Source organism: Thermogemmatispora aurantia (assembly GCF_008974285.1).
In the GTDB taxonomy this organism is placed as follows: domain Bacteria; phylum Chloroflexota; class Ktedonobacteria; order Ktedonobacterales; family Ktedonobacteraceae; genus Thermogemmatispora; species Thermogemmatispora aurantia.
Genome location: NZ_BKZV01000005.1, coordinates 301,328 through 327,989 on the forward strand (window position 1 = coordinate 301,328; position 26,662 = coordinate 327,989).

General features: G+C 61.0%; 19 protein-coding genes and 1 tRNA gene. 14 read left to right on the plus strand and 6 right to left on the minus strand.

Going from position 1 to position 26,662, the window contains the following annotated elements; all coding sequences use genetic code 11:
- Positions 1-466 precede the first annotated feature (466 nt).
- The 4 genes from KTAU_RS16230 to KTAU_RS16245 all read left to right on the plus strand — a co-directional run bounded on the left by KTAU_RS16230 (position 467) and on the right by KTAU_RS16245 (position 5,130).
- The gene (locus KTAU_RS16230; RefSeq protein WP_151729354.1) at positions 467-2,185 is read left to right on the plus strand and encodes an ABC transporter ATP-binding protein; all 1,719 of its coding nucleotides are present in this window, start codon (positions 467-469) and stop codon (positions 2,183-2,185) included.
- Positions 2,186-2,327: 142 nt separating this feature from the next.
- A complete protein-coding gene (locus KTAU_RS16235) occupies positions 2,328-2,915 on the plus strand; it encodes an ECF transporter S component (RefSeq protein WP_151729355.1) in 588 nt (195 codons plus the stop codon).
- Positions 2,916-3,145: 230 nt separating this feature from the next.
- The gene (locus tag KTAU_RS16240; RefSeq protein WP_151729356.1) at positions 3,146-4,057 is read left to right on the plus strand and encodes an energy-coupling factor transporter transmembrane component T family protein; all 912 of its coding nucleotides are present in this window, start codon (positions 3,146-3,148) and stop codon (positions 4,055-4,057) included.
- A 173-nt stretch (positions 4,058-4,230) separates the two neighbouring features.
- Positions 4,231-5,130, plus strand: coding sequence for a hypothetical protein (locus tag KTAU_RS16245; RefSeq protein ID WP_151729357.1), 900 nt, complete (start codon positions 4,231-4,233; stop codon positions 5,128-5,130).
- A gap of 486 nt (positions 5,131-5,616) precedes the next feature.
- On the opposite strand, the gene KTAU_RS16250 is transcribed toward KTAU_RS16245, so the two are convergent.
- A complete protein-coding gene (locus tag KTAU_RS16250; RefSeq protein ID WP_151729358.1) occupies positions 5,617-6,381 on the minus strand; it encodes a PadR family transcriptional regulator in 765 nt (254 codons plus the stop codon).
- Positions 6,382-6,783: 402 nt separating this feature from the next.
- Between KTAU_RS16250 and KTAU_RS16255 the strand changes: the two genes are divergently transcribed.
- Positions 6,784-7,812, plus strand: a complete 1,029-nt coding sequence (locus KTAU_RS16255) for a gluconeogenesis factor YvcK family protein (protein ID WP_112430750.1) — start codon at positions 6,784-6,786, stop codon at positions 7,810-7,812.
- Positions 7,813-8,230: 418 nt separating this feature from the next.
- Here the strand turns inward: KTAU_RS16255 and KTAU_RS16260 are convergent, their stop codons facing one another.
- The 3 genes from KTAU_RS16260 to KTAU_RS16270 all read right to left on the minus strand — a co-directional run bounded on the left by KTAU_RS16260 (position 8,231) and on the right by KTAU_RS16270 (position 11,730).
- A complete protein-coding gene (locus KTAU_RS16260) occupies positions 8,231-8,524 on the minus strand; it encodes a GYD domain-containing protein (protein WP_112430752.1) in 294 nt (97 codons plus the stop codon).
- 158 nt (positions 8,525-8,682) lie between these two features.
- On the minus strand, positions 8,683-10,443 hold the full coding sequence (locus KTAU_RS16265; RefSeq protein WP_151729359.1) for a gamma-glutamylcyclotransferase family protein: 1,761 nt from the start codon (positions 10,441-10,443) through the stop codon (positions 8,683-8,685).
- Positions 10,444-10,878: 435 nt separating this feature from the next.
- Complete coding sequence (locus KTAU_RS16270) at positions 10,879-11,730, minus strand: eIF2B alpha/beta/delta subunit family protein (RefSeq protein ID WP_151729360.1); 852 nt, start codon at positions 11,728-11,730, stop codon at positions 10,879-10,881.
- 272 nt (positions 11,731-12,002) lie between these two features.
- Between KTAU_RS16270 and pdxR the strand changes: the two genes are divergently transcribed.
- The 7 genes from pdxR (at position 12,003) to KTAU_RS16305 (ending at position 20,910) form a co-directional block, all read left to right on the plus strand.
- Entirely contained in the window at positions 12,003-13,592 is a 1,590-nt protein-coding gene (gene pdxR / locus KTAU_RS16275; protein WP_170293356.1) for a MocR-like pyridoxine biosynthesis transcription factor PdxR, read from the plus strand.
- Positions 13,593-14,055: 463 nt separating this feature from the next.
- The gene (locus tag KTAU_RS16280; RefSeq protein WP_170293357.1) at positions 14,056-16,116 is read left to right on the plus strand and encodes a thiamine pyrophosphate-dependent enzyme; all 2,061 of its coding nucleotides are present in this window, start codon (positions 14,056-14,058) and stop codon (positions 16,114-16,116) included.
- A gap of 7 nt (positions 16,117-16,123) precedes the next feature.
- The gene (locus KTAU_RS16285; protein ID WP_170293358.1) at positions 16,124-16,792 is read left to right on the plus strand and encodes a 2-oxoacid:acceptor oxidoreductase family protein; all 669 of its coding nucleotides are present in this window, start codon (positions 16,124-16,126) and stop codon (positions 16,790-16,792) included.
- Between the two features lie 79 nt (positions 16,793-16,871).
- A tRNA-Gln gene (locus KTAU_RS16290) sits at positions 16,872-16,945 on the plus strand.
- 405 nt (positions 16,946-17,350) lie between these two features.
- A complete protein-coding gene (locus tag KTAU_RS16295) occupies positions 17,351-18,748 on the plus strand; it encodes an AI-2E family transporter (protein WP_228026498.1) in 1,398 nt (465 codons plus the stop codon).
- A 33-nt stretch (positions 18,749-18,781) separates the two neighbouring features.
- Positions 18,782-19,708 (plus strand): hypothetical protein, encoded by a 927-nt coding sequence (locus KTAU_RS16300; RefSeq protein ID WP_151729364.1) that lies wholly within the window; start codon positions 18,782-18,784, stop codon positions 19,706-19,708.
- Positions 19,709-20,154: 446 nt separating this feature from the next.
- Positions 20,155-20,910 (plus strand): RNA polymerase sigma factor, encoded by a 756-nt coding sequence (locus KTAU_RS16305; RefSeq protein ID WP_151729365.1) that lies wholly within the window; start codon positions 20,155-20,157, stop codon positions 20,908-20,910.
- Here the strand turns inward: KTAU_RS16305 and KTAU_RS16310 are convergent.
- Positions 20,885-22,375, minus strand: a complete 1,491-nt coding sequence (locus KTAU_RS16310) for an alkaline phosphatase family protein (RefSeq protein WP_151729366.1) — start codon at positions 22,373-22,375, stop codon at positions 20,885-20,887. The two genes, KTAU_RS16305 and KTAU_RS16310, sit on opposite strands and share 26 nt — an antisense overlap.
- A 44-nt stretch (positions 22,376-22,419) precedes the next feature.
- Entirely contained in the window at positions 22,420-23,181 is a 762-nt protein-coding gene (locus KTAU_RS16315; RefSeq protein WP_170293359.1) for a GspE/PulE/PilB domain-containing protein, read from the minus strand.
- Positions 23,182-23,646: 465 nt separating this feature from the next.
- Here KTAU_RS16315 and KTAU_RS16320 point away from each other — a divergent pair, with 465 nt between their 5' ends.
- Complete coding sequence (locus KTAU_RS16320; protein ID WP_151729368.1) at positions 23,647-23,964, plus strand: hypothetical protein; 318 nt, start codon at positions 23,647-23,649, stop codon at positions 23,962-23,964.
- Positions 23,965-24,128: 164 nt separating this feature from the next.
- On the plus strand, positions 24,129-26,246 hold the full coding sequence (locus KTAU_RS16325; protein ID WP_151729369.1) for a glycosyltransferase: 2,118 nt from the start codon (positions 24,129-24,131) through the stop codon (positions 26,244-26,246).
- Positions 26,247-26,662: the final 416 nt, after the last annotated feature.

Genomic DNA, 26,662 nt, shown 5'->3' on the forward strand with positions numbered 1-26,662 from the left:
GCTCACGGTGAAGACAGACAGGCCGATCACCACAACGCGCGCAGATCGCCAGCGCGTAACCAACCACCTGGAGGCGAGCGCGCCGTACTGAGTAAACGAGGCCCGGCCTGCGCTCCTTATCTGGCTCCTTCCACTTTCCTCTGCCGGGGAAGGCTGGTGCTCTGCACTGTCTGCCTGAGAGCAGTATAGGCAGACGTCGCGGCAATGGCCAGAGCAGATAGAAAGCAGATGCCAGTCAGTGAGATGACAGCTAGCTTCACCCCGGCTTGCGTACCTTCCTTGGTATTGATGAGATTACAGCAATTGCGGTATCTCTGTAGTAGCTGTTCCAGCAAGACTCGACAAGATTGACAGCTTCTCCTGTCGCTCGGTACAATTAGAAGAGAGTCAATCCTATCTGATTAGAGGGCTTCCACTGTTCGTGAAGTCGTCTGCGTTCACTGGAAGCAGCAGGTAACAGGTATAGATGGTTACTCATCCCGACAACACGAGAGATGCATCGCAGGACGCACCTCCGGCTGTTGCTGTCAAGGGATTGAGCTTTCGTTATCGCGCCCTCGATGAAGAGTCGCCCCCTGCGAAGAAGACCAGAAGAGCTGTCCCTGACTCCTCTGCTGCCGGGGCGGAGGTGGAGCCGCAGTATGCCATTCGGGATATTTCCTTCTCGCTCGCGCATGGGGAGCTTTTGCTCATTGCCGGGCCGAGTGGCTGTGGCAAGAGTACGCTGCTCAAGTGCCTCAATGGTCTCATCCCCCATACTTTCCGTGGTGAGCTGAGTGGGGAGATTTTGATCGAAGGGCGTTCTGCCGCGAGCATGAGCCTGCGTGAGCGGGCGCGTTACATCGGCACGATGTTGCAGGACCCTGAGAAGCAGATTGTCGGCAGCACGGTTGAGCAGGAGGTCGCTTTCGGCCTGGAAAACCTGAATGTGCCACGCGCTGAGATTCGTCGGCGAATCGAGGCTGTCCTGCAGCGTCTCCATCTGGAGGCCTACCGTCAAGAGGCGACCTTTGCCCTCTCAGGCGGGCAGCGCCAACAGGTAGCAGCGGCTGGGGTCCTGGTGATGCAGCCTTCGATCTTTCTCTTTGATGAGCCGTTTGCTAATCTGGATGCGCGTGCTATCGATGAGCTGGAAGAGCTGATCAATGGACTGCGTGCCGAGGGGCGGGCCGTCATTATTGTGGAACATCGCGTGGAGGAGACCCTCAAGCTGCGCCCCGATAAGGTGCTCTTAATGCGGGACGGGCGACAGGTCTTCCTGGGCGATGGGCAGTCTTTCCTGGAAGTGGCTGATCCGGAGCAGGTGAAGCTGCCGATCGAGGCAACGCTACGCCGAGCCGCCGAGCCGCGTCAGGTGGTAGAGCAGCTTGTGCGCCCGATTGTTACCAGGCGCGCGGCGACGACGGAGGCTGGTACGGACGGGCCGGTGCTGGTCTTCCAGGATGTCCACTATCGCTATGAGGCCGACGGCGAGGAGATCCTGCACGGTATCTCGTTTGAGGTGCGCCGCGGCGAGACGATTGCCCTGCTTGGGCCGAATGGGGCCGGTAAGACCACCCTGGTGAAGCAGGCACTGGGATTGCTGCGTCCGACGGCAGGCGCGGTCTTTCTCTATGGAGAGGATACGCGCAAACTCAGCGTGGCGCAGCTGGCGGCGCGTATCGGCTACGTCTTCCAAAGTCCAAGCGCCATGCTCTTCGCCCCTACAGTTCAGAAGGAGCTGAGCTTCGGCCCCGAGAATCTACGCTTCCCTCCTGAGCGGCTCCAACGCGCTGTTCAGCGGGCAGCCGAGGCCCTGGATGTAGCCCGTTTTGCTGAGCGCTCGCCTCTTTCGCTCAGCTTCGGACAGCAGAAACGGGTCAGCATCGCTTCAGTGCTGGCGATGGAGAGCCGTATCCTGTTGCTGGACGAGCCGACGGCGGGCCAGGATTATCGTTCTTATATCTCCTTTATGGAGCATCTGCGGGAGCTTCCTGAGCTGGATGCTCTCCTCTTCATTACGCATGATCTCGATCTGGCGCTGCGTTATACTCAGCGCGTTCTTCTCCTCAAGGATGGCCATCTGGTGGCTGATGGAGCACCGCTAGAGGTGCTGGCCGATCAGACCCTGCTGGAAAGCTGTAACTTGCGCCCTACTTCGCTCTTGCGCTACCTGCTGACGGAAGGTAGCCGCAGCCTGGCGTGAGGGGCGAAGGTGAGTAGAGCTGTCCGCTCTTCTCCACTGATTTGATTCTTCCTGTGACTGTCGTCCCTGGTCTGTGTGATGTCTGTGTGATCCCAAGGATCTGCGATCATCGCGATCATTCAGAAAGGAGTTCATTGTTTTTATGGCTACGACCGAGAAAGAGAACCTGCGTGAGCGCGAGGTCACAAGCCGGGTCTGGGGTATTGGAGTCCGGCACATTGTCTACATGGCGCTCGGGGCGGCGCTCTATGGCATTTTCAGCTACTTCACCAATATTCTCCAGCTGCCCAGCGCGGGCAATGTCTCGTTCCGCCCGGCCATCGTCATCCCCCTCTTTTTCGGGGCCGTCTTTGGTCCCTGGGTGGGCCTCTTCTCCGGTGGGGTGGGCAATCTCTTGGGCGACTACATCTCGGGCTATGGGGTCTACTGGAACTGGGATGTGGGCAATGCTCTGATCGGCTTCATCGCTGGCCTGGTGGTCTACTTGACCTGGGGCATCTACCGCCATTCGCGCTCTATTGTGCTGGCGGAGGTCTTCGCCGCCCTGGGCGTGATCATCGGGATTGGCTTCGCCTCCTATACGGAGATCTGGCTCTCAAAGCTGACTTTCGTGACCGCTACGACTGGCTATTTTCTGCCAGCGGGCCTTTCCGACCTGATCAATGGCCTGATCCTCCTGCCTATTTTACTGCTGGCCTACCGGGCGGCGGTGGCCCGCTTCGGGCGCTAGTGGTCTGCCACCTGGCGGCCTCAGCTTAGAGACTCCCGTAATCGTCAGGAGAGGAGAGCTGAAGACCCTGGCTTTCGGCAGAGGTCTGATCAGTTGGGTCCTGTTCTAGGAGGCAAGGGAGGGAGCAGCGACAGAGATGATGGCCATGCGCCTCGGTTCGCCTCCTGTCGCTGCCTCTCTCCTCTCCTTGGTTCTCTCTGATTGAGGTGTGGTAGAAGGAAGGACGTGCTATGTTGATAACACTCCCTTATGTCAAGCGTGATACGCCTATTCACCGCCTTGACCCTCGGGCCAAGCTGCTCTTGCTGCTGGCCTATGGCCTGGCGGCGGCTCAGACGTCGAATGTCTGGCTGATTCTGGCCGGCTTTGTGGGGGCTGCCTGCTACTATGGACTGGCGCGTCTTAAGTGGTCAGAGACAAGACGAGCCTGGCTTTTCATTATTTTCCTCAATGTGATCCTTGTCTTTGGCAACTACTTTCTCTCCGGCGGGGCCATTGTGCAGGGCATCGACCTGAGCCATCAGCATCAGTTGTTCTCGCTGCCGTTTCTCGGCTTTCTGAACCATCCTCCCTACATTGGCCCGAAGCCACTGGTCTTCAGCGTGGAGAGCATAACCTACATGCTGACGATGGGCCTGCGCAACTTCAGCATTGCCTTCCTGGCGGTGGCGATCCCCTATACCACTAATCCTGGCCACATTGGGGTGGCTTTCAAGCAGCTGGGCCTGCCGGACCAGTTCGCCTACGCGATCGATCTTTCGTTCCGCTTTCTGCCAACGCTGGCGCGCGATTTCAGCGTGACGCTGGATGCTCAGCGCGCGCGGGGCTTCGAGCTGGATAAGCTGCGCGGCGGCATCTTTGGGAGGATTGCCCGCCTGGCCCCCCTGGTAGTGCCTATTGTGATCGGCTCGGTGGTGGGGGCGGAAGATATTGTTAATGCTATGGAGCTGCGTTGCTTTGGCGTGGGGAGACGCACCTGGCTGACAGAGCTGCAGACCCGCCCAGTTGATCGCCTGCTGATGGCCCTGGCCATGACCGTCTTTCTGCTGGTGACGGTGCTGAACATTCTGGGCAACTTCTATACCAGTGGTCCGCTGCACATCCTCCATGAGCAGGGCCTGCCAGCTTTTCTCCTGCATTGAGTTGGCAGTGGGCGAGGCCGGTCCCTCCCGATGACTCCTCCAACCGGCCTCGCTCTCTTTGGACTGACCTCGGGAGGCTGAACTGCAGGCCAGATGGCCCAGGCCGTGCCGGGACTCGGCTTCTCTTGCTATGATATAGACGACAGCTTGTTTTTAGGCGAATGAGGTCCCGGATGAGACGTACGTTTCTGACACGCCTGCGGATCAATGGCTCCTATTATGTGCTTGGGGGACTCCTGTTGCTGCTCGGCGCACCGCTCTATCAGTGGCTCTGGCTGCTGCCGCACGGCTATGGGGAGGCCCTGGCTGCCGCCAACCGTGGTCAGTTGGCGGTCTATGTCCTCTGGCTTCATCTCCATGTGTGGTCTTTCGCTTTCTATCGCCTGCTCCAGATGGTGGCCTTTGCTCTCACTCTCAGCCTGCCTTTCACGCTCTTTCGCATCATTGTTGCCCAGGAGGTCTTGGGACGCGACGAGGAGGGGGCCGGTGTGGCAACAGGCGAGGAAGAGGAAGCCCTCCCTGCCGCAGAGATGGAGATCGCTGATGGCCCACAGACTGATGTTGCTGCCGGCGAGAAGCCGTTGCCGCAGACAGCCGAGGAACTGCTGGCCGTGCCTTGGCGCGGGAAAGGCTTCGCGGTCATCGCGGCCTGGAGCGGCATGTTGGGTATTCTCTTGCTGGTCTTAGGTAATCTGGCCAGTACGGTCTACCAGATAGGAGTGGCGCGCACTTTCACGGCTGAGGCAGCACTGACTCCGAGTTTTGCGCTGGTGGTGGAGATATGCACGCTCGTAAGCAATACGGCTGGCGGGCTGCTCCTGGCGCTGGCAACGCTGCTGTTCGGGTTCGTTATTGTGCGTAGTGGCCTGCAGCTCTGGCCGCCGCTCTGGGTGGCCTTGGGCTATGTGGCGATTCTGCTGGCGCTCTTCCTGATTGGTAGTGCCGTGCAGGTGGCTCTGGCACCGTCCAGCGGTCAGGCGTTTTTGACGACACCGGCTTTCCTGCTCTTCGCTCTCTGGACTTTATGGCTGGGCCTCATCCTGGTACGGCTGCGACCCGCGCCTGCCTCCTGACGCTGGAGGGCGGGTCGCCGCTCAGGCTAACGCAGTCCTCTCGCTCTCCTGCTCTCCTCCCTGCCTCTCCCCAAAAAAAGAAAGAAACGGGATATCTGAATCCCCACCACCGCGCCCACAGAGTGGTAGAGCGACTCCCGTCCCCTACAGTATAACCTAAATGCCTCTTGTAACACAAGATATATAGGAGAGATTGGATATAAGGTACCCCTGGTTCTCTGCCCCTCGTGTTGCAAGGAAGAGCTGCACTCACAACACTCGGCACGAGAGCCTTGGGAGCCTGAGTGAATAAGGCAGAGCTTTTGAGCGTAACTGCACAAAAGTGTCCAGCGGTCTCAGGGATCTGTCCCGGTTCGCTGAGGAGCAATTGTCGCCCATTCCCGTCTCGCGTTTCCTGGGGAGGGAGCGAAGTGGGACCGACCCGCCAGTTTGCTGCGTCTCTCGCGTCGCCTCCCAGCGGGCCGGCCTCGGATCGTGGACCTAAGCTTAAGCGGGCGGCTCGTCGCTGGCGCCTGTCGAGGAAGACGGGCCTTTCTCCTCGTGGCTGCTCTCGCCGGAAGGACTGGCGGGGCTACTGCTGGCTGTCGACGAAGAGGCGCCGTAGATCAGGTCGGTCAGATCCTTATGCGTGCGCTCAAGGATGCTACGCAGGCGCGCCAGTCGGTTAGGGTCACCTACGGAGGAGCGTCCGGCGATCATGAAGAGGCGGGCCACCTCGCCGGCCTCCTGGCGCAGTGCCTGCAGCTCCGGCGACCAGGAGCGGCCCAGGGCACGCAGTGGCCAGCCTGGATCAGGACGTTCCGCCTCGCGCTGATGCTCGGCCAGAAAAGCGCGTCCAGCTTCGGTGATCGTATAGACCTTGCGCCCCTCGACCTCGCTAGAGGTAATGAAGCCGCGATCCTCCAGCATTTGTAGAGTTGGATAGATCGAGCCAGGACTAGGTGTATAAAAGCCGCCGGCCCGTTCTTCCAGCACCTTCATCATCTCGTAGCCGTGCATGGGGCGCTCTTGGAGCAGCTCCAGCAAGACATATTTCAGATCGCCGCGTCCGAAGACCCGCAGCCGCTCAAAGAAAGCAGCGGGGCCGTGAGGGCCCCGGCCATGTGGGCCGGGGCCATGGGGGCCGAATGGGGGCCGCCCGCGGCGCGCCTGCCAAAAAGGAGGAAAAGGTGGGGTAGGAGGGCGCTGCCAGGGGAAGGGGCCACCTTCATCCCAGCCGTAGTACTGCCAGGCAAAGCGTCGGCCAAACATGAAACTGTACTCCTTTCTCTTCGCGATCTCCAGCGCTGGGCCTTTGCGAGGGATCTCTACGCTCGCAGGGCTGACTACGGCGCCCGAGATAACGATATATCGAAAACCACTGTGCTCAGTATAACGATATATCGTATCCATGTCAAGGGCCCGAAGCTGCCTGCTTGCAGAAGGGAGGGAGGCGTGATAGGATAAATTGACGAAAAGGGAGCAGAGGGAGAGCCAGCTCACCAGCCAGTGCAGCGTAGACAGCAGCCAAACATACCCCGCGACGGTAGAGAGCCGAGAGACTTGTCGACAGCATTCACCGACCGTGTATAGTTTCTCTTAGGTTAGGGAAATCTGAAGAGAGGTAGACGTCGTTTGTCAGTTAAGACTGGAATCAGCCACAGGAGATGTGAGGTGCCAGAACAGTATTATCGCCCAGGAGAGCGGCACGTCGGAAAGCGAGTCGTCACCATTGGCGGAGGCTCTGGAACCTTCGCCCTCCTTTCGCATCTCAAAAAGTACCCGTATAACATCAGTGCCATCGTCACCATGTCGGACAGCGGAGGGAGTTCGCGTCGCCTCATGGATGAATTTCGGCGTCAATTACCGCTGGGGGACCTGCGGATGTCGCTTGTGGCCCTGGCGCGCAATGGCGCGCTGTGGCGTGAGGTCTTTATGCACCGCTTTGAGAGCACAGATGAACAGGGAGAGGGGAAAGGAGGAGTTGGTGGCCACAGTCTGGGGAATCTCATTCTCAAGGGTCTCCAGGATATCAACAATGGCGACCTCATGCTGGCCATTGAGGATGCGCAAGAGCTGCTCAATACTGCCGGGCGGGTGCTGCCAGTCACCCTGACGCAGACGACCATCTGCGCCGACCTGGAGGATGGCACCACTATTTGTGGCGAAACCGAGATTGACACGCGTGGCAAAAAGAACCTGGGGCCACTATCGCCCATTGTCCGCCTGCGTATGGTGCCCGAGGATGCTCCGGCCTGTCCCCAGGCCATTCGCGCCATCCGCCGGGCTGATGTCATCATCATTGGCCCGGGCGATCTCTACACGAGTCTCATTCCTAATCTCCTCGTCAAGGACATTGCGCGCGCCGTGCGTGAGTCCGAGGCTGAGAAGGTCTATGTCTGCAATCTCATGACCAAGCACGGAGAGACTGACGGCTACAAAGCCTCCGATTTTGTCAGCGAGATCCATCGCTACCTGGGAGGCCGTGTCGACCGGGTGATCGTCAATGATGGCCCATTCCCTCCCGAAGTGCTCCGCACCTATGCCGAGGAGAAGAGCGAGCCGGTGGCCGTCGACCGCGCCCGTTTAGCGAAGCTCGTGCCAAACGTCGTCATCGGTCATTTCAATCTCGAAGATGACATGTTGGCTCGCCATGATCCCGAGCGTCTGGTGAGGGCTATTTTCCCATCTGATCCCTTCTAGCTCCAGCCTGCCTTGCTCTCTCTTCCGGCCTTGCCGCTTTTGCTTGCAGTTGGCCTCTCTCTGTCTTCGGGCCGAGCGGCGGCTGTCGGTCACCGCTGGGGCTGGGGCCGCGTTTTGAAGGCCGGGCCGGTCAGGCGCGGGCCGGTAGTGTAGCGGTCTGCCGTAAGATCAGCTGATCGCCCGCCAGAACACCAGCAGAGGAGCCTACCTTAGACGCGAAGCGAGGCCAGCGCTGCAGGCAGCTGCAAGCGGATGAGCGGCCTCGCCTCGTCTGGTGGCCAGCGCTCTCGCCTGCGCCCTCAACTGGGGAAGGAAGAAAACGAGGAGCTGCGACTACTGGGGTCTGGCTTGCTGCTCGATTCCTCGTGTCTCCCATCCTTCACCAGCCGGCTGAGCGCGTGCTGGCGCCTTCTTCCTGCTACGGTAAGGTGCGGGCGATCTGCTCGAACTCCTCACGTGGGAACGCTCGCATGGTCTGGCTTCGTAGGCTGCCTTGAGCGATGATGCCAAGAATCAAGCGCGCGGCAGTCTGATCGTCAGGAGCCTCGGTAATGATGACATAGTCGTACTGGCCCATGACAAGATAGAAGCCGATAAGCCTGCCTCCTGCTTCCTGGAGCGCCTTCTCGAACATCTGAAGACGTTCGGGGGCATTCTTGGCTTCCCTGATCCCTTGCTCGGTTAGATTGACCAGACTGATGTAGGTTGGCATTGAAGGACCTCCTCGCCCTTGACAGGTCTTCAACTCAAGATAGAGCGCTACGGGGTCAGCCTTCTGTTGCAATTGTACATTCCCAGTTGCACTTTCACAAGCTCTACTGCCAGCCTGTCAATCCTTTCTTAACCAGTAATTCTCCAGCTGTCTCTCTTTCAGGCTGAGGGACGCTGGAAGAAGAAGCGATGTTCGCAGTAGCCGGCCAGCATGCCCACTAGCGAGAAGAGGGCATTGGTGTGTCCAGGCAGCGAGCCAAGGACAACCAGGCCACTATCGAGCAAGAGGTAGGCCAGCATGGCCAACACCATCCCAAGATAGGGGCGCACGAACCAGGTGATCAGCAAGAAGAGGGGTTGGCCTCGTGAGGTGGACTGGCGCAGAGAGACCAGGCAACTCACGCAACCCCCGAGCAGGCCGTAGGCCAGGACCAGCCAGGGCACACCGAACGGGGCGAAATCTGGTGTAAAGACCTCCTGCCCGAAGCCCAGTCCCTCGCCAATGGCCAGGGCCAGCACGGCCAGGAGGAGGAGGGCATGGTAGACGGCCAATGCCAATAGCCAGCCCTGTGGAGCAGGACGGATGGCAGTAGGGGTGGAAGATGGCTCTGGCGCGCCTGGCGATGGCGCAGGAGATGACGCTACTGGCTCGGGTGAGGTTGCGGCGACCGGCGCCTGGCTGAGAGAAGCTGGACTGGCGCGCTCCCGTTCATCTTTGCCTGAGACTGCCACAATCGGCTCTGTATCCAGCTCATCGCTCTCCGCTGGAGAGTGCGAGCCTGCCAGTCCTCCAGGCCCGCTGGCGGAACCTTGCCTGGCCCTTTCCCCTGATGACTCGGCGGACGTGCTGGCCCGGCCTTCCAGGTCCAGCAGATAGCTCTCCGGTAGCTTCTGGCGGCGGGCGCTTTCCAGCAGGTGCCGCACATAGGGATCACCTGCGTAGCGCTCGGGTAGGCGTAGGTGGAAATACTTGCGGACCGTTGCCGAAGCGATGTAGGTTGTGCAGGTAATCTCGCGCTGGCGTAAAGGCTCATGGACTACCACCGTCAGTGGCTCGAAGAGGCCGATTGGAGGGACCGCATCATGGACCTTATCGAGGGGAACCACGCCGTCCTCGGCTGGCAAGGCCAACCGGCGTGGCACGCGATAGAGCATGCCCCAGACCGCGGCAGCCGGGTCGCTACTCGGCAAGATCGAGGCGACAACGTCGCCCGTAGCCGTGCGCACCGTGCCGAAACCTAGCTCATAGCCTTTGAGCATGCCCGGCCCGTAAGGCAGGGCCAGCCCGTCCAGCAATTGCGGACTGTTCAGTACCACTGTATCCATCTCTGGGCCGTACTCAAACAGCCAGAGGAATTCATTGCGCTCCTGTCCCAGCTGCGTTGAGGCGACCACCTCCTCCTTCTCCGCTACCTGGCTGGCAACAGGAAGTGGCGTCTCTTCCAGTGAACTGTATTCTTCGGGGACAGGAGGCGCAGCCGGGGCCTCCTCGGGGAACGGCGCACCTCCATCCGTCAGACGGGGGCCAAAGACGCTCCCCGTCTCGCCCAGCGCCAGCGAAGGCGGGCGTGGCGTACTGCTGCGCACAATGGGCACGCCTGGCGCCACAAAGTCGTCGCCTCGTCGGCGCTTCTCTCCACGTCCCTCGCGTCCCTCACGCCCCTCACGCATCTCTCTTCTCTCCCTTCGCTCTCTCTCGATCGGAGCCTCGCGCTCCCTCTCGTGTTCGCGTGCTGGCTGTGCCTCGCCTGACTGACTCTCCTGCCGCTCTCCCTGAACTGGCTGCTCAGCATCACCGTGCATATCACTTCCCCCTTCCAACTCCAGGCGCGGTGCCTGACCCTTCTCCCCCGCCCCAGACCTTGCCATCGCCCCTGACTGCGGCAGTGCGCCGCGCCGTTCCGTATCATGCCTGGTCATGACCTGGCGTCGACCCTCATTTCCACATCAGCCCGTGCCCGGCCAGCCTGGCGGATCGCAAGATTGTCCCGTCCCACGCCTGCCCCGCTCCGCTGGCCGTTCCCTCCCTGCTTACACTCCGCTGCTCCGCTCTGCTCTGGCCTGCGCTGCCGTTGCCCGTCGTTACCTGCCAGGCCATCAGTCCCCTCTGCAGACGAGGCCGGGAGCCGGACGGAGGTGCCCCAGTCTTCTCCTCCCCTGGCCGGTAGTCCCGACTCTGCGCTGTGATGCTATGCACCCCGTGGCGCCCCTGCCCTGGCCTCCCTCTGCCTGGCTCTACGCGCTCTACCCAAAGCAAGCGAGCATAATGCGGAGATGCTGTAAGAGGTGGTTTCACTACTGCAATTGATAGGATACACATTTGAATCGCTTTCGCCAAGTCTGCAGGACCTGTGGCTAGTGAGAGTCACTGAGCGGCTCCTTATTGAAAAAGCCGCGCTCGGTCACAATAGCGGTGACCAGCTCGCCGGGGGTGCGATCGAAATAGAAGTTGCGCACCTCGATGCCGGGGATTGGCTCTTCCAGCACCTCTTCAGGCTCTTTCTCTTCCAGTAGGGAGAGGTCACCGGTCCAGGGCTGGGAGGAGATTTTCAGCGATTCGCATAGGACGTAGAAAGGGATGCCGTAGCCACGGCTGGCCCAGGCCAGGAGTGCGGTACCGGCTTTATTGATGACATCGCCGTTGGCGAGGACGCTGTCGGCGCCGACCACTACGGCGGTGCAGTCTGGAAGAAAGATGGCGGCCTCGGCGTCAGTAATGAGCGTGACGGCGAGGTTCAGATTCTGCAGGCGGCGAGCCACCTCTCGACCTTCATAGCGGGGGCGACCCTCCAGGACGATAACCCGTTTAATCTGGGAAGCACAGGCGTGCAGGGCCTCCAGGACAGTCCCCGAGAGGCTATGCGTCATCAAGGTGCCGGCCAGCAGCGGGCGAGCATGAGCGATGATCGCTTGCGGCGCGCGCTCATACTCTTCGCGCAAACGCGCTGCCTCCTGAGCCATGCCAGCCAGTCCCCCCGGGGCCTGGAGGATACGCCGGACCGCGCCGGCGATAGCGGCCATCGCCGGGCGGGCCTGCCTCAGCTCCTCACCCGCGGCACGGATCTGGGCCAGTCTCTCTTCTTCTGACGAGCCATGAGGAGCGCGTGCCAGCTCTTCCAGGATGGCAATTGTCTCGCCCACCAGCCAACGTGAGCCATGTTCGCGGTCATTGCGTACAGCCTCAATGCGCTCCTGAAGCTTATTCATGCTTCTCTCCCTTCGTAGTTGGATCTTGGCTTTCGGGCCAGGTCGCTGCCATTACTAGTTATTATCGCGCTCTCCCTCGAGACGTGCAAAGGGTCAGAAGGACTGGCTTTGCATGGCGAGGTCCCTCTCAGGGCCTCTCATGGTCCTGTTTCTGGGCCAGGTCAGCTCTGATTGGTTCGGTTTTTGCCGTCTGCATTGGCTCTTGTGATTCGCTGCCTGGTGCACTACACTGCTAGTGTATTGGTATGAGCCAATGCTGGAGGGGGAAAAACATGCGACACTCACGCCCATTTGAGCACCGCTCGCGCTCGTGGTCCGCTGCTCCTGCTGCCTCCGTCTTTGTTCGGCTCGATCGCAGTAGCAGTGTGCCGCTCTATCGGCAGATCTATCAGCAGTTGCGTGAGGCGATACTCTCCGGGGCCTTGCCCGAAGGGGCCCGCCTGCCCACAGAGCGAGCTTTAGCGCGCGAGCTGGGAGTCAATCGTACAACGGTCATGAATGCTTACAACGAGTTGGCGAGCGAGGGCCTCATCGAGGGACATGTTGGGCGTGGGACGCTGGTCCGGCGCAGCCTGCTCGCTCTGGAAGACGAGGAGTGCGAACCTGCTATGCCTTCCTGGCTGCTGGGACTGGCCGCCGGTGAGAGTGAGGTGCTTGGGCCTGACGCGCGCGTGCTCAGTGAGCTGATGGCGCTGGCTGAGTATGGCGGGATGATCTCCTTTGCCAGTGCCATGCCAGAGCCGGCCTTGCTGCCGGCAGAGCTGTTCCGCGAGATCTGTCAGGATTCGCTTCTCTCTGCCCGTCAGGAGGCGCTTGGTTATTGCCCGGTGGAGGGCTTGCAGAGCCTGCGTCAACAGGTGGCCCTGCGCATGCGTCGGCGGGGCGTGCCCGTGGATGCCGGGCATATTTTGATTCTGTCTGGCTCGACACAGGGTATCGGCCTTGTTGGGCGCTTTCTGCTGCGCCCCGGAGATGAGGTCGTGGTCGAGGTCCCAACCTATATCGGGGCCATCCAGGCTTTTCGGGCCTTGGGGGCGCGAGTCATTGGCATCCCGCTGGATAGCGAAGGACTGCGCCTGGATCTTTTGGAGAGCGTACTGGGGCGCCACCGCCCGCGACTGATCTATACGCTGCCGACCTTTCAGAATCCGACAGGCGTGGTGATGTCGCCTGAGCGTCGCCGGCGCTTGCTGCTGCTCTGTCGGCGCTATCAGGTACCAGTGTTGGAGGACGATGCCTACGGTGAGCTGTATTTTGATACGCCACCGCCTCCGCCGCTGAAGGCCCTTGATAGCAACGAGCAGGTAATCTACCTGAGCACCTTCTCGAAAATGCTGGCGCCGGGCCTGCGGGTGGCCTGGCTGGCCGGGCCGGTGCCGATGATTGAACGCCTCTCGTTGCATAAGCAGGTCTTTGACCTGAATACCAACGCCTTTGGTCAGTGGCTGGTTGCTGAGGTATTGCGGCGTGGCTGGTTGGATGGGCATCTGCGGCGCCTCAGCGCTGCCTATCGACGCAAGCGGGATCTTATGCTCCAGGCTATTGAGCACTACTGGCCCCGTGAGATACGGGTGACTCCGCCGGGAGGGGGCTTTCATCTCTGGTGCCGTCTCCCCGCCGGTCTGCGGGCGCGTACCCTCCTGCGTGAGGCGGCGGCTGAAGGGGTGGCTCTCCTCAATGGCGAGCCTTTTCATGTCGATGGGGGTGGCCAGCAGTATGTCCGCCTGAGCTATGCCTATCCCCAGGAAGCGCAGATCGAGGAGGGCATCCGTCGCCTTGGCATAGTGCTGAAACGTCTCTTGCTGCAGCGTAGTCAGGAGCAGATGCGCTCCTCTCCTCCTGAGCATATTCCAATGGTCTAAGCGAGAACCGTGTGACCTCCACTCGGGACCCTGGGTTTGAGCGCCAGCTGCAGCGGCGCTGGCTGGCTCTCTGCTCTAACAGGCGTTTGTTGACAGCCTCCGCCCGGTATCGGAAAATGGTGACCGGGTAGGCCGGCGCTGTTGTTCAGATGGTGAGCCGGCTGGGTGTGGCTGGACCGGGACCGCCTCCCCTCTGGCCCTCACTGGCGCTGGTGAGCGGCTGAGAGCTGCCGACTGACTACCACCTGCTCGCTTATGATCGCTGGCTGGCGCCAAGGGAGCCGTTTACTTCTATGTATCCTGTCATCGTCTGGGGAGCCAGGCCCGTTCTGGTCGTGACCTCGATGGACTTGCGAACGAACCTGGCGAGCTGCAACGGCTTGCAATCCTGATCCTGATCCCTGGCCGGCTGTGGATGAGGCCGACGGTACGAGAGCCAAGAACGAGAGGAGTGTGTCTGGAGTTGAATCGTCTGACTGCTCCGGGCAAGCGGCTGTTTTTAAGCGGCGATGAGGCGGTGGCGCGGGCCGCTCTGGAGGCTGGCGTCCATGTGGTGACTGGCTATCCAGGCAATCCTGGCGGGGGGGCGCTGGCGGCGCTCTTGCCGCTGGCGGCGCGTTTTGGCCTGGCCGCCGAGTGGAGCGTCAATGAAAAGGTGGCGCTGGAAGTAGCCGCGGGAGCCGCCTGGGCTGGCAGAAAGAGCCTGGTGACGATGAAGATGTCGGGCCTCAATGTGCTGGCAGATTCGTTGCTCTCAATCGCTCACAGCGGCGTCAATGGAGCGCTGGTGATCTATGCTGTGGATGATGTCGGGGTCTTCTATGGAATGGTTGAGCAGGATTCGCGCTACTATGCGCTCCTGGCGAGCGTGCCGCTGTTGATGCCAGCCAGCCCCGAGGAAGCCTATGCGATGACTCTTCTGGCTTTCCGGGCTTCGGCCCAGACTGGGGCGCCGGTGCTGCTGCTTGGAACGACGGTGGTGGCGGCCTCTCAGTCATGGATCAGGGTGGCACCTCTGAAGCGCCCCGCCGTTGAGGAGCCAGCCAGCTTCCAGCGCGATGTGGCACGCTTTACAAAGGCTGTCCCTCAGTGGTGTCGCGAGCAACATGCCGCAGCCCTGGCGCGCCTGAAGCAGGCCGGCGCGCTGCTGAGTGAGGTCAATGGACGAGAGGAACCGACCGCCTCAGCGCAGGCGCCTCTCCCTCGGGGGAGGAATATCGGTGTAGTGGTAGCCGGGGTAAGTGCGGCTTATCTGGCCGAGGTACAGGCTCGTCTGCATGCGGCACCCCCGCTGGCGGTCTTCAAGCTGGGCCTGATTCATCCCCTGCCTCGCGAGGAACTAGAAGCTTTCCTGGCTCCGCTGGAGGCGGTGCTGGTTCTGGAGGAGCTGGAGCCGCTGATCGAAACCCAGATGGCGGCCCTGATCGCGGAGCACAATCTACGGGTCCACTTGCTGGGCAAGCGTAGCGGGCTACTGCCGCGCGTAGGCGAGTACAACCAGGCGCAGGTAGCGCGGGCGCTGGCCGCCTTGTTCGAGACGGCTGGCTATCGTGAGAGCGCCGCTGAAGCGCAGGCTCTGGCCGCACAGTTGTCGGCTCTGCCCGAGCCGGGCGGCTTTTTGGCTCCTTTGCCGCGTACCCTGGAATTCTGTCCCGGCTGTCCACACCGGATGACGTATTACGCGCTCAAACGGGCACTGCAGACCGCTGGCTACCAGCCCGATGAGGTGATCACAACCGGTGACATCGGCTGTACTATCCTGGGCATGCATGCCCCGCTCTCGGTCTGCTGGACCGAGGTCTCGATGGGGGCCAGTCTGGGGATTGCTCAGGGGCTGAAGTACGCTGGCATCGAGCGTCCAGTGCTGGCGGCGATGGGCGATAGCACCTTCTTTCATGGAGGCATCGCCGGGCTGCTGAACGCTGTTCAGGCGGGAGTGCACCTGACCTTGCTTTTGCTGGATAATGGCCTGACGGCGATGACCGGGCAGCAGCCAAATCCGGGATCGTGGCAGGCTGGTACCGGACCAATGGCGAAGCCGCGGGCTGATATTGAGACAATTGTGCGCGGCTGCGGCGTAACCTTTGTGCGCGAAGTCAATCCTTATGAGCTGGAAGCAACGGTGGCGACGCTGCGCGAAGCCCTGGCCTTCCCAGGAGTGGCAGTAGTCATTGCGCGCGCACCATGTACGGTCCCAGGTCGCTTGTTACCCGGCCAGGAGGCGCCGTTTCAGATCGATGAGGCGCGCTGTTGTGCTGGACGTGGTTGCGACGAGCTGCCCTGTTATTATGAAGTCGGTTGTCCCTCAATAGTACTGATGCCAGCAGAGGAGGGCGCCAAGGAGGGACTGAAGGCCAGGAGTGAGCTACGGGTGCGCATTGATCCTCTGAGCTGTGTGGCCTGCGGACTGTGTGCCGCTGCCTGCCCGTTCAAGGCCATCAGACCGCTAGCAGCGGCAGAGAGCGATCACAATGAGCAGAAGGAGATGGCTTCTGCATGGCCATCTCTTCTGGTGCAGGAGTAAAGTGCTTATGCCCGAGTCTCCTGAGCGTGATCTGCGCTGGCAAGCTCTGGTTCTGGCCGGAGTCGGTGGCCAGGGGTTGCAGACTACTCTGGAGGTGTTGGCGCTGGCTGCCGACGAAGTTGGCCTGACGCTGCAGACCTTTGCCCCCCTGAGCCTGGCCCGGCTGGCTGGCAGCGCTTGCTGTCATCTGCGCTTCGGCCCGGTCCCTACACCACGCATCGCGCCCGGGCAGGCCGACCTGCTGATCGTCTTGGAGATGAGCGAAGTGCTGCGCGTACTGCCCCTGGCGCGTGCCGGTGCCCTGGCCTTTATCTCTACCTGGCGCCGACCCCCGCTGGCGGCGGGCCTGCAAGGCCAGCCCTATCCCGATCAGGAAGCCCTTGCCGCCGCTTTGCGGAGAGGCGGAGTGACGGGAATCTTTGTGGAACCCCGCTGTTGTGGTTGGTCGCGTGCCGGGGAAGAGGAACCGAAGAGCGAGGAGGTTCCTCCCGGCTTGCTCTCTCTCTTCATGCTAGCCGTCTGTTGCAGCGCCACGGGCCTGCTCCCTTATGCCGCCTTGGAGCACGCCCTGGCCCAACGTCTGGAGGAAGAGCCTGCAGTCGCGGCGGTGGCGCGGCCCCTCTTCGCCTGTGCCTGGCAGCGCGGCGCGCTGCTCAGCCTTCCGCCAGGGGCTTGACAAATCCTTGTGGCTGCGGTAATATGCATACGCAAGCACGGTCAACGCTGTACTGATGCTGCCTGGCAAACCAGCCTGTTGGGGTGTCGTTCAACGGTAGGACTGCCGACTCTGGATCGGCCAATCGGGGTTCGAATCCCTGCACCCCAGCCAGTCGGAGAGGCAAGATCGCCTCTCCTTTTTTGTTTGCCTTCTGGCCGGCGGTGAGGAACAATAGACTGAGGAACCTGGTTCCAGAAGACGAGAAGGAGCAGGCAGAACGCACAACCCGAAAGTGGTGGATTACCGCGAGAAAAACGTCCGAAACGATTGGCTGGCTCTGTCGTATACCAAGTAGATACGTTTTCTATCTGGTGTGAGTCTTCCCCGAGCCTGTATTGTGGTATCAAGCTCCACAGAGTTGGAATACTCTTAGAAAGACTGATTGTGGTTGAGATCCACAGAGCCTGACTAGAGCGGAGAGCGTTTCCGAGAAGCTCCTGCCTTCAGATTGGTGGGGGAGTAGTCGACTGATCCTGTCAAGCAAGCAAGAATGTAAAGAAAGGGGCATCACCATCGATGTCGACTGGCGCAAGCAGTGATCCTACCGCTAGAGCAACGTTCGAACCAGCCGGCAAAACATCGCTAGAAGAAGAAATGCGCTCCGCCGCGCGCTGGACGCGCCGGCGTGATATCCCGCTGGCGATTCTGGCCTGGATGGCCCTCGCCGCCCTGGCCCTCTGGGGCATCAGCCATATTGCGCACTCGCTGCTCATGCTGGTGATCGCCGCTTTACTGGCCTATGCGATTGCTCCTGCGGTGCGCTTATTGGACCGCTTTGTGCCTCGGTTTGTGGCTATTCTACTAGTGTATCTTGTAGTGCTTGGCGGGCTAAGTGTTATCCTCTACTTTGTAATTGAAACCACTATTGAACAGATCGTCTCACTAGCACATTATGTGCAGCAAATGCTGACTCCTCGACCTGGTGGCTCAGTAACTCCGCTAGAGGAGATCCTCAACCGCTTTGGCATTAGCACCAGCCAATTGAGCGATTTGCGCCAGCAGCTCTTTAACCAGCTAGAGAACGTGGCCACCAGCGCCCTGCCAATTGTCACCGGCGTCTTCGAAGGGGTTCTCGACATCGTCATTGTGATGGTGCTGAGCATCTATCTGCTTATCGATGGCGAGCATGCGGTGCGCTGGTTGCGGCGCGGCGTACCGGCGCGGCAGCGGGCGCGGACCCGTTTCTTTCTGGATACAGTCGAGCGAGTGGTTGGGGGCTATATCCGTGGTCAGCTGCTGCTCTCGACGCTGGTCGGAGTGCTGGTCGGCCTGGGGATGTTCATCCTGCAGGTTCCCTATGCGGTCTTATTAGGCGTACTGGCCTTCCTGCTGGAGTTTATTCCGGTCTTAGGGACACTCACCTCGGGAGCGATCTGTGTGCTCATCGCCCTTAGCCAGGGCTGGCTAACGGCGGTGCTGGTGCTGGCCTACTTCATCGGGGTGCATATCATCGAAGGGGATGTCATCGGACCGCGCATTGTCGGGCGCGCCGTTGGTCTGCACCCAGTGGTTTCGCTCTTTGCCCTATTGGCGGGGGCCGAGCTATTCGGAGTGATCGGAGCCATTTTTGCTGCGCCCCTGGCGGGCGTGTTGCAGACGCTGCTGGTGGCTGTCTGGCAAGAGTGGCGCAGCCTGAATCCTGAGCAATTTGAGGAGCCGCCAGTGCCGCTGCCAGCGCTGACTTCCTTTCCCGTGAAAGCGGAAGCGACCGGGCCGGGCGCGCCAACTCCGTCGATGACGGAGGGACCCGGGGAGGCGAGCAGGGCCAGCGGTGCCGATGGAGGGAAATCAATGGAAAGGCTGGTGAGGACCAGCGGTGGAGAAGATAGAGAGGATGATCGTCATCAGGCCACCAGCATTCAAGACTCTGTGGAGGTGCCACCGACTCCCTCAGCCTCGGATCACCTGCTCTAACTCTGAAGTGCTATACAGTGAAACCGAAGCGTCATGAGCCGCAGGTACCCCCGCTTTTGCCACCTCTGTGGAACCCCGCTGGCGCTGGTAGGGCGATATCTGATTTATCCCAACGGGCTGGTCATCTGCCCGGCCTGCGAAGGCACGGCGCCGCGCTGTCAGCGTTGTGGTCTACCAGGGCGGCATCTGGAGCAGGTGGGCGGAGCGCTCCTCTGCCCCACGTGCCGTGCCCAGGTAGCCTTCTGTGCCTGTTGCGGTCGGGCCTTGCTGCAGGCCGCTTATGTGATCGGAGACTCGCCGCTCCGGTATTGCCAGCGCTGCCTGGAGGAGCGCCCCCGCTGCGATGTCTGCCAGGCGCCTTTAAATGAGCAGGGGCGCTTGCTGCCTGGGCGACATGGCGCATCACGCCGCTGCGCCGCCTGTTGGGCTGAGGCTGTGCATAGCCCGGATGAGGCGGCGCCACTCTATCAGCGCATCTTTCTCCTGCTGCCGCAAGAACCGGGGCTGACGCTACCTGCTCTCCCCCGTCTTCACCTGTGCGAGCGCGCGCTGCTGCAGGAGCTGCATCAGCAGCGTCAGAACAGCTTGCAGCCTGGTGAGGAAGGGGGGGTCGGCGACCCACACTTGCTTGGCATTTTTTTGCAACAGGGCCGGGAGCAGGATATCTACATCGAGCACTATTTGCCGCGCGATCTCTTTCAAGCGGTAGTAGCCCATGAGCTGGCTCATGCCTGGCAAGCCTGGCAGGGCCTGGAGGGGCTGCCGCTGATGGTAGGTGAAGGCTTTGCTGAGTGGACGGCCTACCATGTCTTGCAAGCCCTCGGTGAGGAGCGCATGGCCCGGCGCTTGCTGCGTCGTCGAGATCTCTATGGCCAAGGTCTCCAACGCTTTTTAACGCTGGAACAGCAACAGGGCCGCGCGGCAGTGCTGGCCGCCGCCCGTGGCTCTCTCCCGTTGTAGGAACAACGAACCTCCTTAGTAAGATCACCTCTCATGTCGCCGCTGCTGCCTGCCTTTGGGCTTCCTCAAGACTTTGCTCCGCCTGTTGTCGTTTCCCCTGCTCAGCAGCTTTCCTCGCCGTCGGCGATAAAAGCGACTCCGGGGAAGCGCAGCGTGACCTGCCATCGCGTGAGGTGGTTCTGGCGCTCACCGGAGAGAGCGGGCACTGACGCCTGACGGGGAATGGCGTCTGTTGTCGCTTCTTGTTTCCCTGGTGTGTCAAGGATGCTGATGGACCGCCGAGCGGGCTGTCGGGTGATTGTCTACACGATGAACACAAAAAGTATGCTCAACTTTATACAAAGGTTTTCTATACAGACAATTATAGGTATGCATCCCTTGCTTTATTGTATATACTATGTTATATATCTGTATGTGGTTTGCATACGCAGGAGGTTAAATAGACCATGCTCTCACTCACGGTGTATCAAGAATGCCAGCTTGCCACAGCGGGACCTGCGGCGATGGGGCGCGCTGTGGGGCCGCTGTTGTCTGCGCCCGCGCAAGGTTTCCCCGTAGAAGAGCCAGCAAGCAGTGAGCGAGAGGAGCAGGCTGACCAGCAGCAGCTACTCATTACACGAGTGCTGCGTGGTGATGGAGACGCCTTCAGCGACATTGCCCTGCAGTACAGCTCGCTGATGTTGCGAACGGCCTTCATGATCGTGGGTGATCGAGACGCTGCTGAGGACATCGTACAAGACGCGCTCATTCAAGCATGGCATCACCTCGCTGATCTGCGTGAAGCCGGAGCTTTGCGCCCCTGGCTGGTGCGTATTGTGGTGAATCAATGCATCAGCTTCAAGCGTCGTCTGGCGCGCTCCAGCGCCTTCCTGCGCCAGGCACTCTGCGATCTGGAGACGGACCTGCTGGCCCGCACCGCCGAGCTGCACAAAGGCTCGATTGAGCGCAGTTGGGATCTGGCGCGGGCCGTCGAGGAGTTGCCTACCAAGCAACGCGTCGCTATTGTCTTGCACTACTATAGCGGTATGACCTTACCGGAAATGGCTCGGGCCTTGCACATCTCCGAGAATACGCTGAAGAAGCGTATCCAGAGCGCCCTCTCCAATCTGCGTCAGGCCCTCGTGAGCGATGCGAGTGACCATGTGGTCGCTTCTCGTCCGCTCTCGGAGCGCTATTTCACGACAGCGACTCGGCGGTCCTGAGCGCAAGGAGCGGCTGGCCATCGAAGCGTACTGCGTTGTTGATCCCGAGCAGACTGAGCACCGTAGGAGCGACGTCCATCACAGTAATCTCGTGCATGTCGTTCACTTTTGGCTCATGGTGGAGGAGGTTACCGATGAGTAAAACGCCATCCTTGCGATGGGTCCCCGAGATAGCACGCCTCGCCGCCTGCGTTGTCAGCAGCGGCACATATAAGTCGTCACCGATCGCGAAATCGCTCTGGAGTTCGAACAGAAGATCCGGCAGCCGCTCCAAATATCTGCCCTGATAGACTTCCTCGCGTTTGCGTACCCAGCGGAGCAACGGGCGACCGCGCGAGCGTAGATCCTGGATCTCTTTCTGCAAACTCGTGCGCACCTCCTCGTAGTCTCGACCTTGTTCTTCGAGGCCCTGACGATTGAGGGTCACACCGCCGAAAGGCCCATCGCCTCCCAGGCTAAAGGCGCGTGCCAGAGAGTGCTCTTCATCGATGAGGTGGGACCGCGAGCGGGCTGGCGGCTGATGTTCGCGCACCGCAAGACCGACGTGAGTCAGCAACTCGTCGGAGGCCAGGTAGCCGCGCAAGCGTGCCGGAAGAGGGCGCTCTAGCAGTCGTGGGCTACGGCGCTGGACCACGAGCAGGCCTTGTCTCCGTAGCCACTCGTTGAGATGTACCCGTTGGTGGCTGCGGCGCCCGTGACCATAGGCGCTGACAACGAGCAGTATGCTCTCGGCTGGCAGCGCTGCCCGTACTTCGCCTACGATGTGATCACAGAGACGATAGAAGCTTTGGATGCGTGTTAGATGCTCACTCTGCCCTGGGTAGGCAGGATCACTGAGATCGCTGTAGTGCCAGAAAAGGTGCTGGACCACGTCCAGCGCATTGAGCTGCAGAAAGAAGAGATCCCAGCGCTCCTGTTGCAGTAGTTCCAGGCCAAGGGCGGCCTGTTGGAGGGTGCAGCTCACCAGCTCGTGGTAAAAGGTCCGCAACTGCTCGCGCCGCGCAGCCTGTTCAGCCAGCCGTGGCAGGGCAGGAAAGGCAAGGCTTAGCTCGTACTCTTCGGGGGTAATGCTCATGCTGCCATCGTGTGGCGAGAGTGCCAGCATGACACCGTTGACAGGCCAGGCGGGATAAGCTAGATAGGGGTTGAGCACGCAGATCCGCTTGCCGCTGGCGCTGGCCAGATCCCAAAAGGTGGTGCCGCAGGTGAGAGCGAGCGGCTCTTCGGCGTCGTGACCTGCCGGCTCCAGGCCGCTGATAGGAAGAGAGAGCAGGCCGTGGTTGGCGGGGTTCAGGCCGGTGTAGAGACTGCCCCAGGCCGGATAAGTGTCCGGCGGGATACTAGAGGTGAGTTCGAGGAAAGGCGACTCCAGCATGAGGCGCCGCAGATGAGGCAGGGCTGGACCATAGACTCGTAGCAGGTCTGCGTCCAGGCCATCGAATCCCAGGATAACCACTTGTGTCATAGCTTTTCACCTTCTCTCTCTCGCCGAGATGCTTGGCCCGGTCATCATCGGGCCGGGTTCTCTTGTGGCTGGTCGGCTAAGAGTCGCCGCTGCTGTTGCTCCCAGTAGTGGAGAATCTCGCTGATCATCTCTGGCTCGCAACGCACCTGAAAAATGGCGCGCTGCGTCACTGTTTGCAAATGATCCAGAATGGCACGATCAAGCCGCCGTGCCGTGGCCAGGGTCAGGGTCCCTCGCTCGGCCCCAATGGGGACACAGCGGTACCGCTGCGCCAGCTCATAGGGCAGCAGATGGAGCAGGCGCAGCGAGGGATAGCTGGAGAGGAAGGCGAGGTAAGGCAGCTGACTTTCGGCCTGATCTTGATCCTCCTCGGGTACTGCCGCTTCCTCGCTCGGCCTGGTCTGGCTGAAGCTCTGCGGGTCTCGATCTCCTTCGATCAGGCGTGGCTGTCGCCGTTGTAGCTCGCCTAAAAATTGACGCGCAGCCTCTCCGGCAAGACAGCGTGCGCTGTGCTCGACATCGGCCAGCAGCGGACGCAGACGCTGCATAACAGCCTCCGCTCCCGCCAGCGTGGCTGAACGTAGCAGCAGGACACACTCGCCCTCTAGAGAGAAAATCTGGTCTCGGGCGCGAATCTGCTGCCGGATACGCCGCACGGCTCGCTCCAGTGCCGCTGCTGACTGCTCGCTTGCCTGAAGATGGATCAGGGCAAATGGCTCTTCCTCCGTCGTCTCGCCTGGGTTGGCCGCTGCCGATGTGAGGGTGGCCTCTCGATCTCGCGATCCTGTGTGCTCCTCGTCCTTCACATTATCCTCCTCTACAGGCGCCAGCTTCCTGCCACGCGCCTGCCCGTCTACGACGGGGCTAAGCATGCGATACATGCCGCGTATGTAGTATACTATTTTCGTGAAAATAGTGGTTATCTATTCTGGTAGAGGAGCAGTTAAAATAATTTCCTTAAAGTAAAGAAAAATATGTATTTCCTGTTTTCTATTGTTAACCGGGAAGCATAAGATATTACCTGATCACAACTAAACTTCTCTTCTCAAGACTGCAGGGGGCATGCCATACTGTGGCAGGTATACGGCGGCCAGGTCAGAGCTTCCCTTTCTCCCCTTGCGTGCGAACGAACGCTCACAGGCTGAGCTGATCATGGCCGCCCCTTCCTAAGCCAGGCCCGCGCCTGCGGCAAACCAGCGTGAGGCCGGCAGGTAGCAAAGTTAAAGCTAAGGAAGCAGGCGAGAAGATGCTGCTGGGAGGTAGCAGGGAGCATGAATGATTATCTCATTGGGTGGAGAATTCGCTGGAGTCCAATGCTAGCCCCCGATCAGGGCATGGTTCCCGATGCCACCGTCTTTGCGCGAGTCGAAGAGGGCGAGCTGGCGACCTGCCAGCCGGAGCCCGTGATCAGCGAGGAGGCCGCTCAGAGCCTGGCGCGCAACGAAGAGAGCGCTGAGCCTGTCTTCGTGAGCAGCCTCTGGGAAACAGGTGAGCCGTGCGAGGGAGAGATTGCCCTGGAACCGGAGTGGATAGAGCAGGTTTGTTGTCATATTGAGGCAATCATTGCAGGAGCAGGAGAGCGGGCCTGACTATGCCGGGCTGGGCGGACGGGCGAGCGGCGCATCGCCCGTGCCTGGCTGGTTGTGGGTCCATCGCTGTCTCTTCTCCATTGTTCTCCTTCAGCTTGAAGTGAGCAGAGCAGAGGGCAAGCGCAGAGGCTTGGCCTCCAGGACCAGGCAAGAGGGAGGAGGCTATGCATAAGCAAGTGGGAGGGAACGAGCGTGGCAAGGGTCGCTCCCCTCAGCTGAGCGTCATTCTTTGTACCTATAACCGATGCAACCTCGTGCTCTCGGCGCTGGCCAGCCTGCGGCGTCAGACGCTGGCGCGCCATCTCTACGAGGTGATTGTGGTCGACAATGGCTCGCGGGATGGCACACCTGCTGTGTTGCAGCGCTACCTGCAGGCGCGGGCGCCAGATGAGCGCGACTGGCAGGTGCGCTGTCTGATCGAGCGGCGCAATGGTCTGGCCTATGCGCGCAATGCGGGGCTCCAGGTCGCGCGAGGAGAGATTGCCGTTTTCCTTGACGACGACGCCCTCGCCTCGCCGCGCTTCCTGGAGTATCTGCTGCAGGCTTATGCCGAGACCGGCGCCGATGCCGTCGGCGGGCGGATTGAACTCTATTGGGAGGCGCCTCGTCCCTACTGGCTGACCGATGAGCTACTGCCCGTGCTCGGCTATTTTGCTCCTGCGGGCGAGCGCCAGCAGCTGAGGGACCCCCAGAGTTTGGGCAGCTGCAGCTTTTCTGTGAAGGTTGCCGCCCTGCGAGCGGTTGGAGGCTTCTCGCCGCTGCTCGACAAGCGTCTGGCGGTTCCGACGCGACTGGGCGTAGAAGATCTCTGCCGGCGGCTCCATGCTGCCGGCTATGCGCTCTGGTATGAGCCGCGGGCCCTGGTGGCCCACCGGGCCCATGCTGCGCGCCTCTGCCGCACCTTTTTTATTGGCCATGCCTACTGGCAAGGTCGTTCCGAGGTGCTCATGGAACTGAGCGCCGCTCTCGGGCAGCGGGCCGAGGAGCGCAACGCCTGTCTTTCCTGGAAGGCCTTGCTGACTGATCTAAGGCATCTCGCGCGCCTCTGGCTTTGGGAGCAGCCCCATCTGCTGATCGCGCGTGGTACATCGGCGCAGCACCTGTATCTGACGATGGAGAGCCTGCGCTGCTGGGGGCGCTTCCTGCAGCGCCTGAGCTTGCTCTGGCGTCCGCTACCCCAAGAAGGCAGCCTGGCGGTATTGCTGGTCATGGCGCCGCAGTATGAAGCGGCCACCCTCTTGTTAGCGCAGGCACTGCGGCGTGAGGGTTTGGCCTGTCAGGTCGAGCGGGCCAATCTCTCTCTGACCTGGCTCTGGCGTCACCGCGGCCTGGATGGCCAGGCTTGTGGCATCGTGCAGTTGCAGCGTCCAGGGGCCTGGTGCCTGCCATTGCGGCGCGGTCTCAATCTACTGCTGCGTCTCTGGCTCGCGCGCCGCCTGGGGTTACCGCTGGTCATTGCTGACAGTGGGGGCTGGTGGCATAGCGCGCGCGGTCTCCGCCCGCTGCTGCGGCGCTGGCTGGAGCGCTATCTGCTGCATCAGGCTCAGGCCATCCTGGTTCCCACCCGGCGCATCGAAGACTTCTATCCTGAGCGGTCTCTCCAGGAGCGGACCAAGGGCCTTCCCCCGGCTGGCTTTCGCGGCTACTATGCCGCGCCTCTGCCGCGGGTCGAAGCCTATCGTCGTCTTGGGATTCCGGCCTCCGTTCCCTATGTCTATCTCTGCTTTGCTGCCTGGCACAGTGAGGAGGAGGTTCTCAGCCTCTGTGAGAGCTTTCGCCGCCTCTGGGAAAAGCTCATGCCCGTGCCAGGCGATGTCTCTCAGGGGCCACACCTGCTCCTTGTTGGAACCCCGGCTGATCGTTCTCGCCCCACGCGCCTGTTACGGCTGGCGGCGCGTATGTCCATGTTACATCTCTTTCTCCGGCCACCGCTCGATGAAGATATTCCGCTCTATCTGGGAGCTGCCGATGCCGTGGTTCTGCCACAGCGCTCTCATTTGCGGGCCGGCAATGTTGAGTTGGCACTGCTGGCCCTCTCCTATGGTCGAGCTGTCGTAGCCCCCGCGCTCCCCTCTTTCGCCGATCTACCGGCCTCACAGGCCGTGGTTTTCTACCATGCCGCTGATGAAGCTGACCTGGAGCGGGCGCTGGGGGAGGTACGTTCGGGCGTGGTCCAGGATCTGCTGCGTGCTGCCTGTGCCGAACCGCAGCTGGAGGCTGTCGCTGGCTGGAGCGACTACGCCCGGCGTCTCGTAAAGCTCTATGAGGGCTTTCGCTGGTAGCCGCCTGACAGCTATCAGGGTCTGCCCGCCCGGGGGTGGGTGCAGAGACCCTCGCTTCCCTGCCACCTGGTATGGTAATGTATCAAGCGGGGGAGCTGCCAGGGGAACCAGGTCCAGGTAGGGCGCAGACAACAACGAGGCCGACTGACCCGGCTCATCGAGCTATGGCGGGCTGTCAATCAAGCCCAACGGCCAGGTCGACAGATTCGGTCTGGGCCTGGGCCTCAGCCTCATGATTCGTCCAGCAAGCCAGGCGAGACAGAGGGAGCGGGCTGTCTCCGCCACTGGCGTTCGCCTGGCTTCAGGGCGCTGTCCGTGTCGACCTGGGCTACGCTCGCCGTGGAAGAGAGTCTGGCCAGGCCGTCTCAGCTCTGCTTCCTGCCTGTCAGGAGCCGTTGTGTGGTGCTCGTTTGTCT

Excerpts from the sequence above, each read along its gene's own strand:
- KTAU_RS16300 (WP_151729364.1), top strand. The coding sequence starts at position 18,782 with ATGAGCCGCAGGTACCCCCGCTTTTGCCACCTCTGTGGAACCCCGCTG.
- KTAU_RS16325 (WP_151729369.1), top strand. The coding sequence starts at position 24,129 with ATGCATAAGCAAGTGGGAGGGAACGAGCGTGGCAAGGGTCGCTCCCCT.
- KTAU_RS16260 (WP_112430752.1), bottom strand. The coding sequence starts at position 8,524 with ATGCCAACCTACATCAGTCTGGTCAATCTAACCGAGCAAGGGATCAGG.
- KTAU_RS16265 (WP_151729359.1), bottom strand. The coding sequence starts at position 10,443 with ATGACCAGGCATGATACGGAACGGCGCGGCGCACTGCCGCAGTCAGGG.
- KTAU_RS16240 (WP_151729356.1), top strand. The coding sequence starts at position 3,146 with ATGTTGATAACACTCCCTTATGTCAAGCGTGATACGCCTATTCACCGC.
- KTAU_RS16270 (WP_151729360.1), bottom strand. The coding sequence starts at position 11,730 with ATGAATAAGCTTCAGGAGCGCATTGAGGCTGTACGCAATGACCGCGAA.
- KTAU_RS16245 (WP_151729357.1), top strand. The coding sequence starts at position 4,231 with ATGAGACGTACGTTTCTGACACGCCTGCGGATCAATGGCTCCTATTAT.
- KTAU_RS16230 (WP_151729354.1), top strand. The coding sequence starts at position 467 with ATGGTTACTCATCCCGACAACACGAGAGATGCATCGCAGGACGCACCT.
- KTAU_RS16320 (WP_151729368.1), top strand. The coding sequence starts at position 23,647 with ATGAATGATTATCTCATTGGGTGGAGAATTCGCTGGAGTCCAATGCTA.
- KTAU_RS16285 (WP_170293358.1), top strand. The coding sequence starts at position 16,124 with ATGCCCGAGTCTCCTGAGCGTGATCTGCGCTGGCAAGCTCTGGTTCTG.
- KTAU_RS16305 (WP_151729365.1), top strand. The coding sequence starts at position 20,155 with ATGCTCTCACTCACGGTGTATCAAGAATGCCAGCTTGCCACAGCGGGA.
- KTAU_RS16235 (WP_151729355.1), top strand. The coding sequence starts at position 2,328 with ATGGCTACGACCGAGAAAGAGAACCTGCGTGAGCGCGAGGTCACAAGC.
- pdxR (WP_170293356.1), top strand. The coding sequence starts at position 12,003 with ATGCGACACTCACGCCCATTTGAGCACCGCTCGCGCTCGTGGTCCGCT.
- KTAU_RS16295 (WP_228026498.1), top strand. The coding sequence starts at position 17,351 with ATGTCGACTGGCGCAAGCAGTGATCCTACCGCTAGAGCAACGTTCGAA.
- KTAU_RS16310 (WP_151729366.1), bottom strand. The coding sequence starts at position 22,375 with ATGACACAAGTGGTTATCCTGGGATTCGATGGCCTGGACGCAGACCTG.
- KTAU_RS16250 (WP_151729358.1), bottom strand. The coding sequence starts at position 6,381 with ATGTTTGGCCGACGCTTTGCCTGGCAGTACTACGGCTGGGATGAAGGT.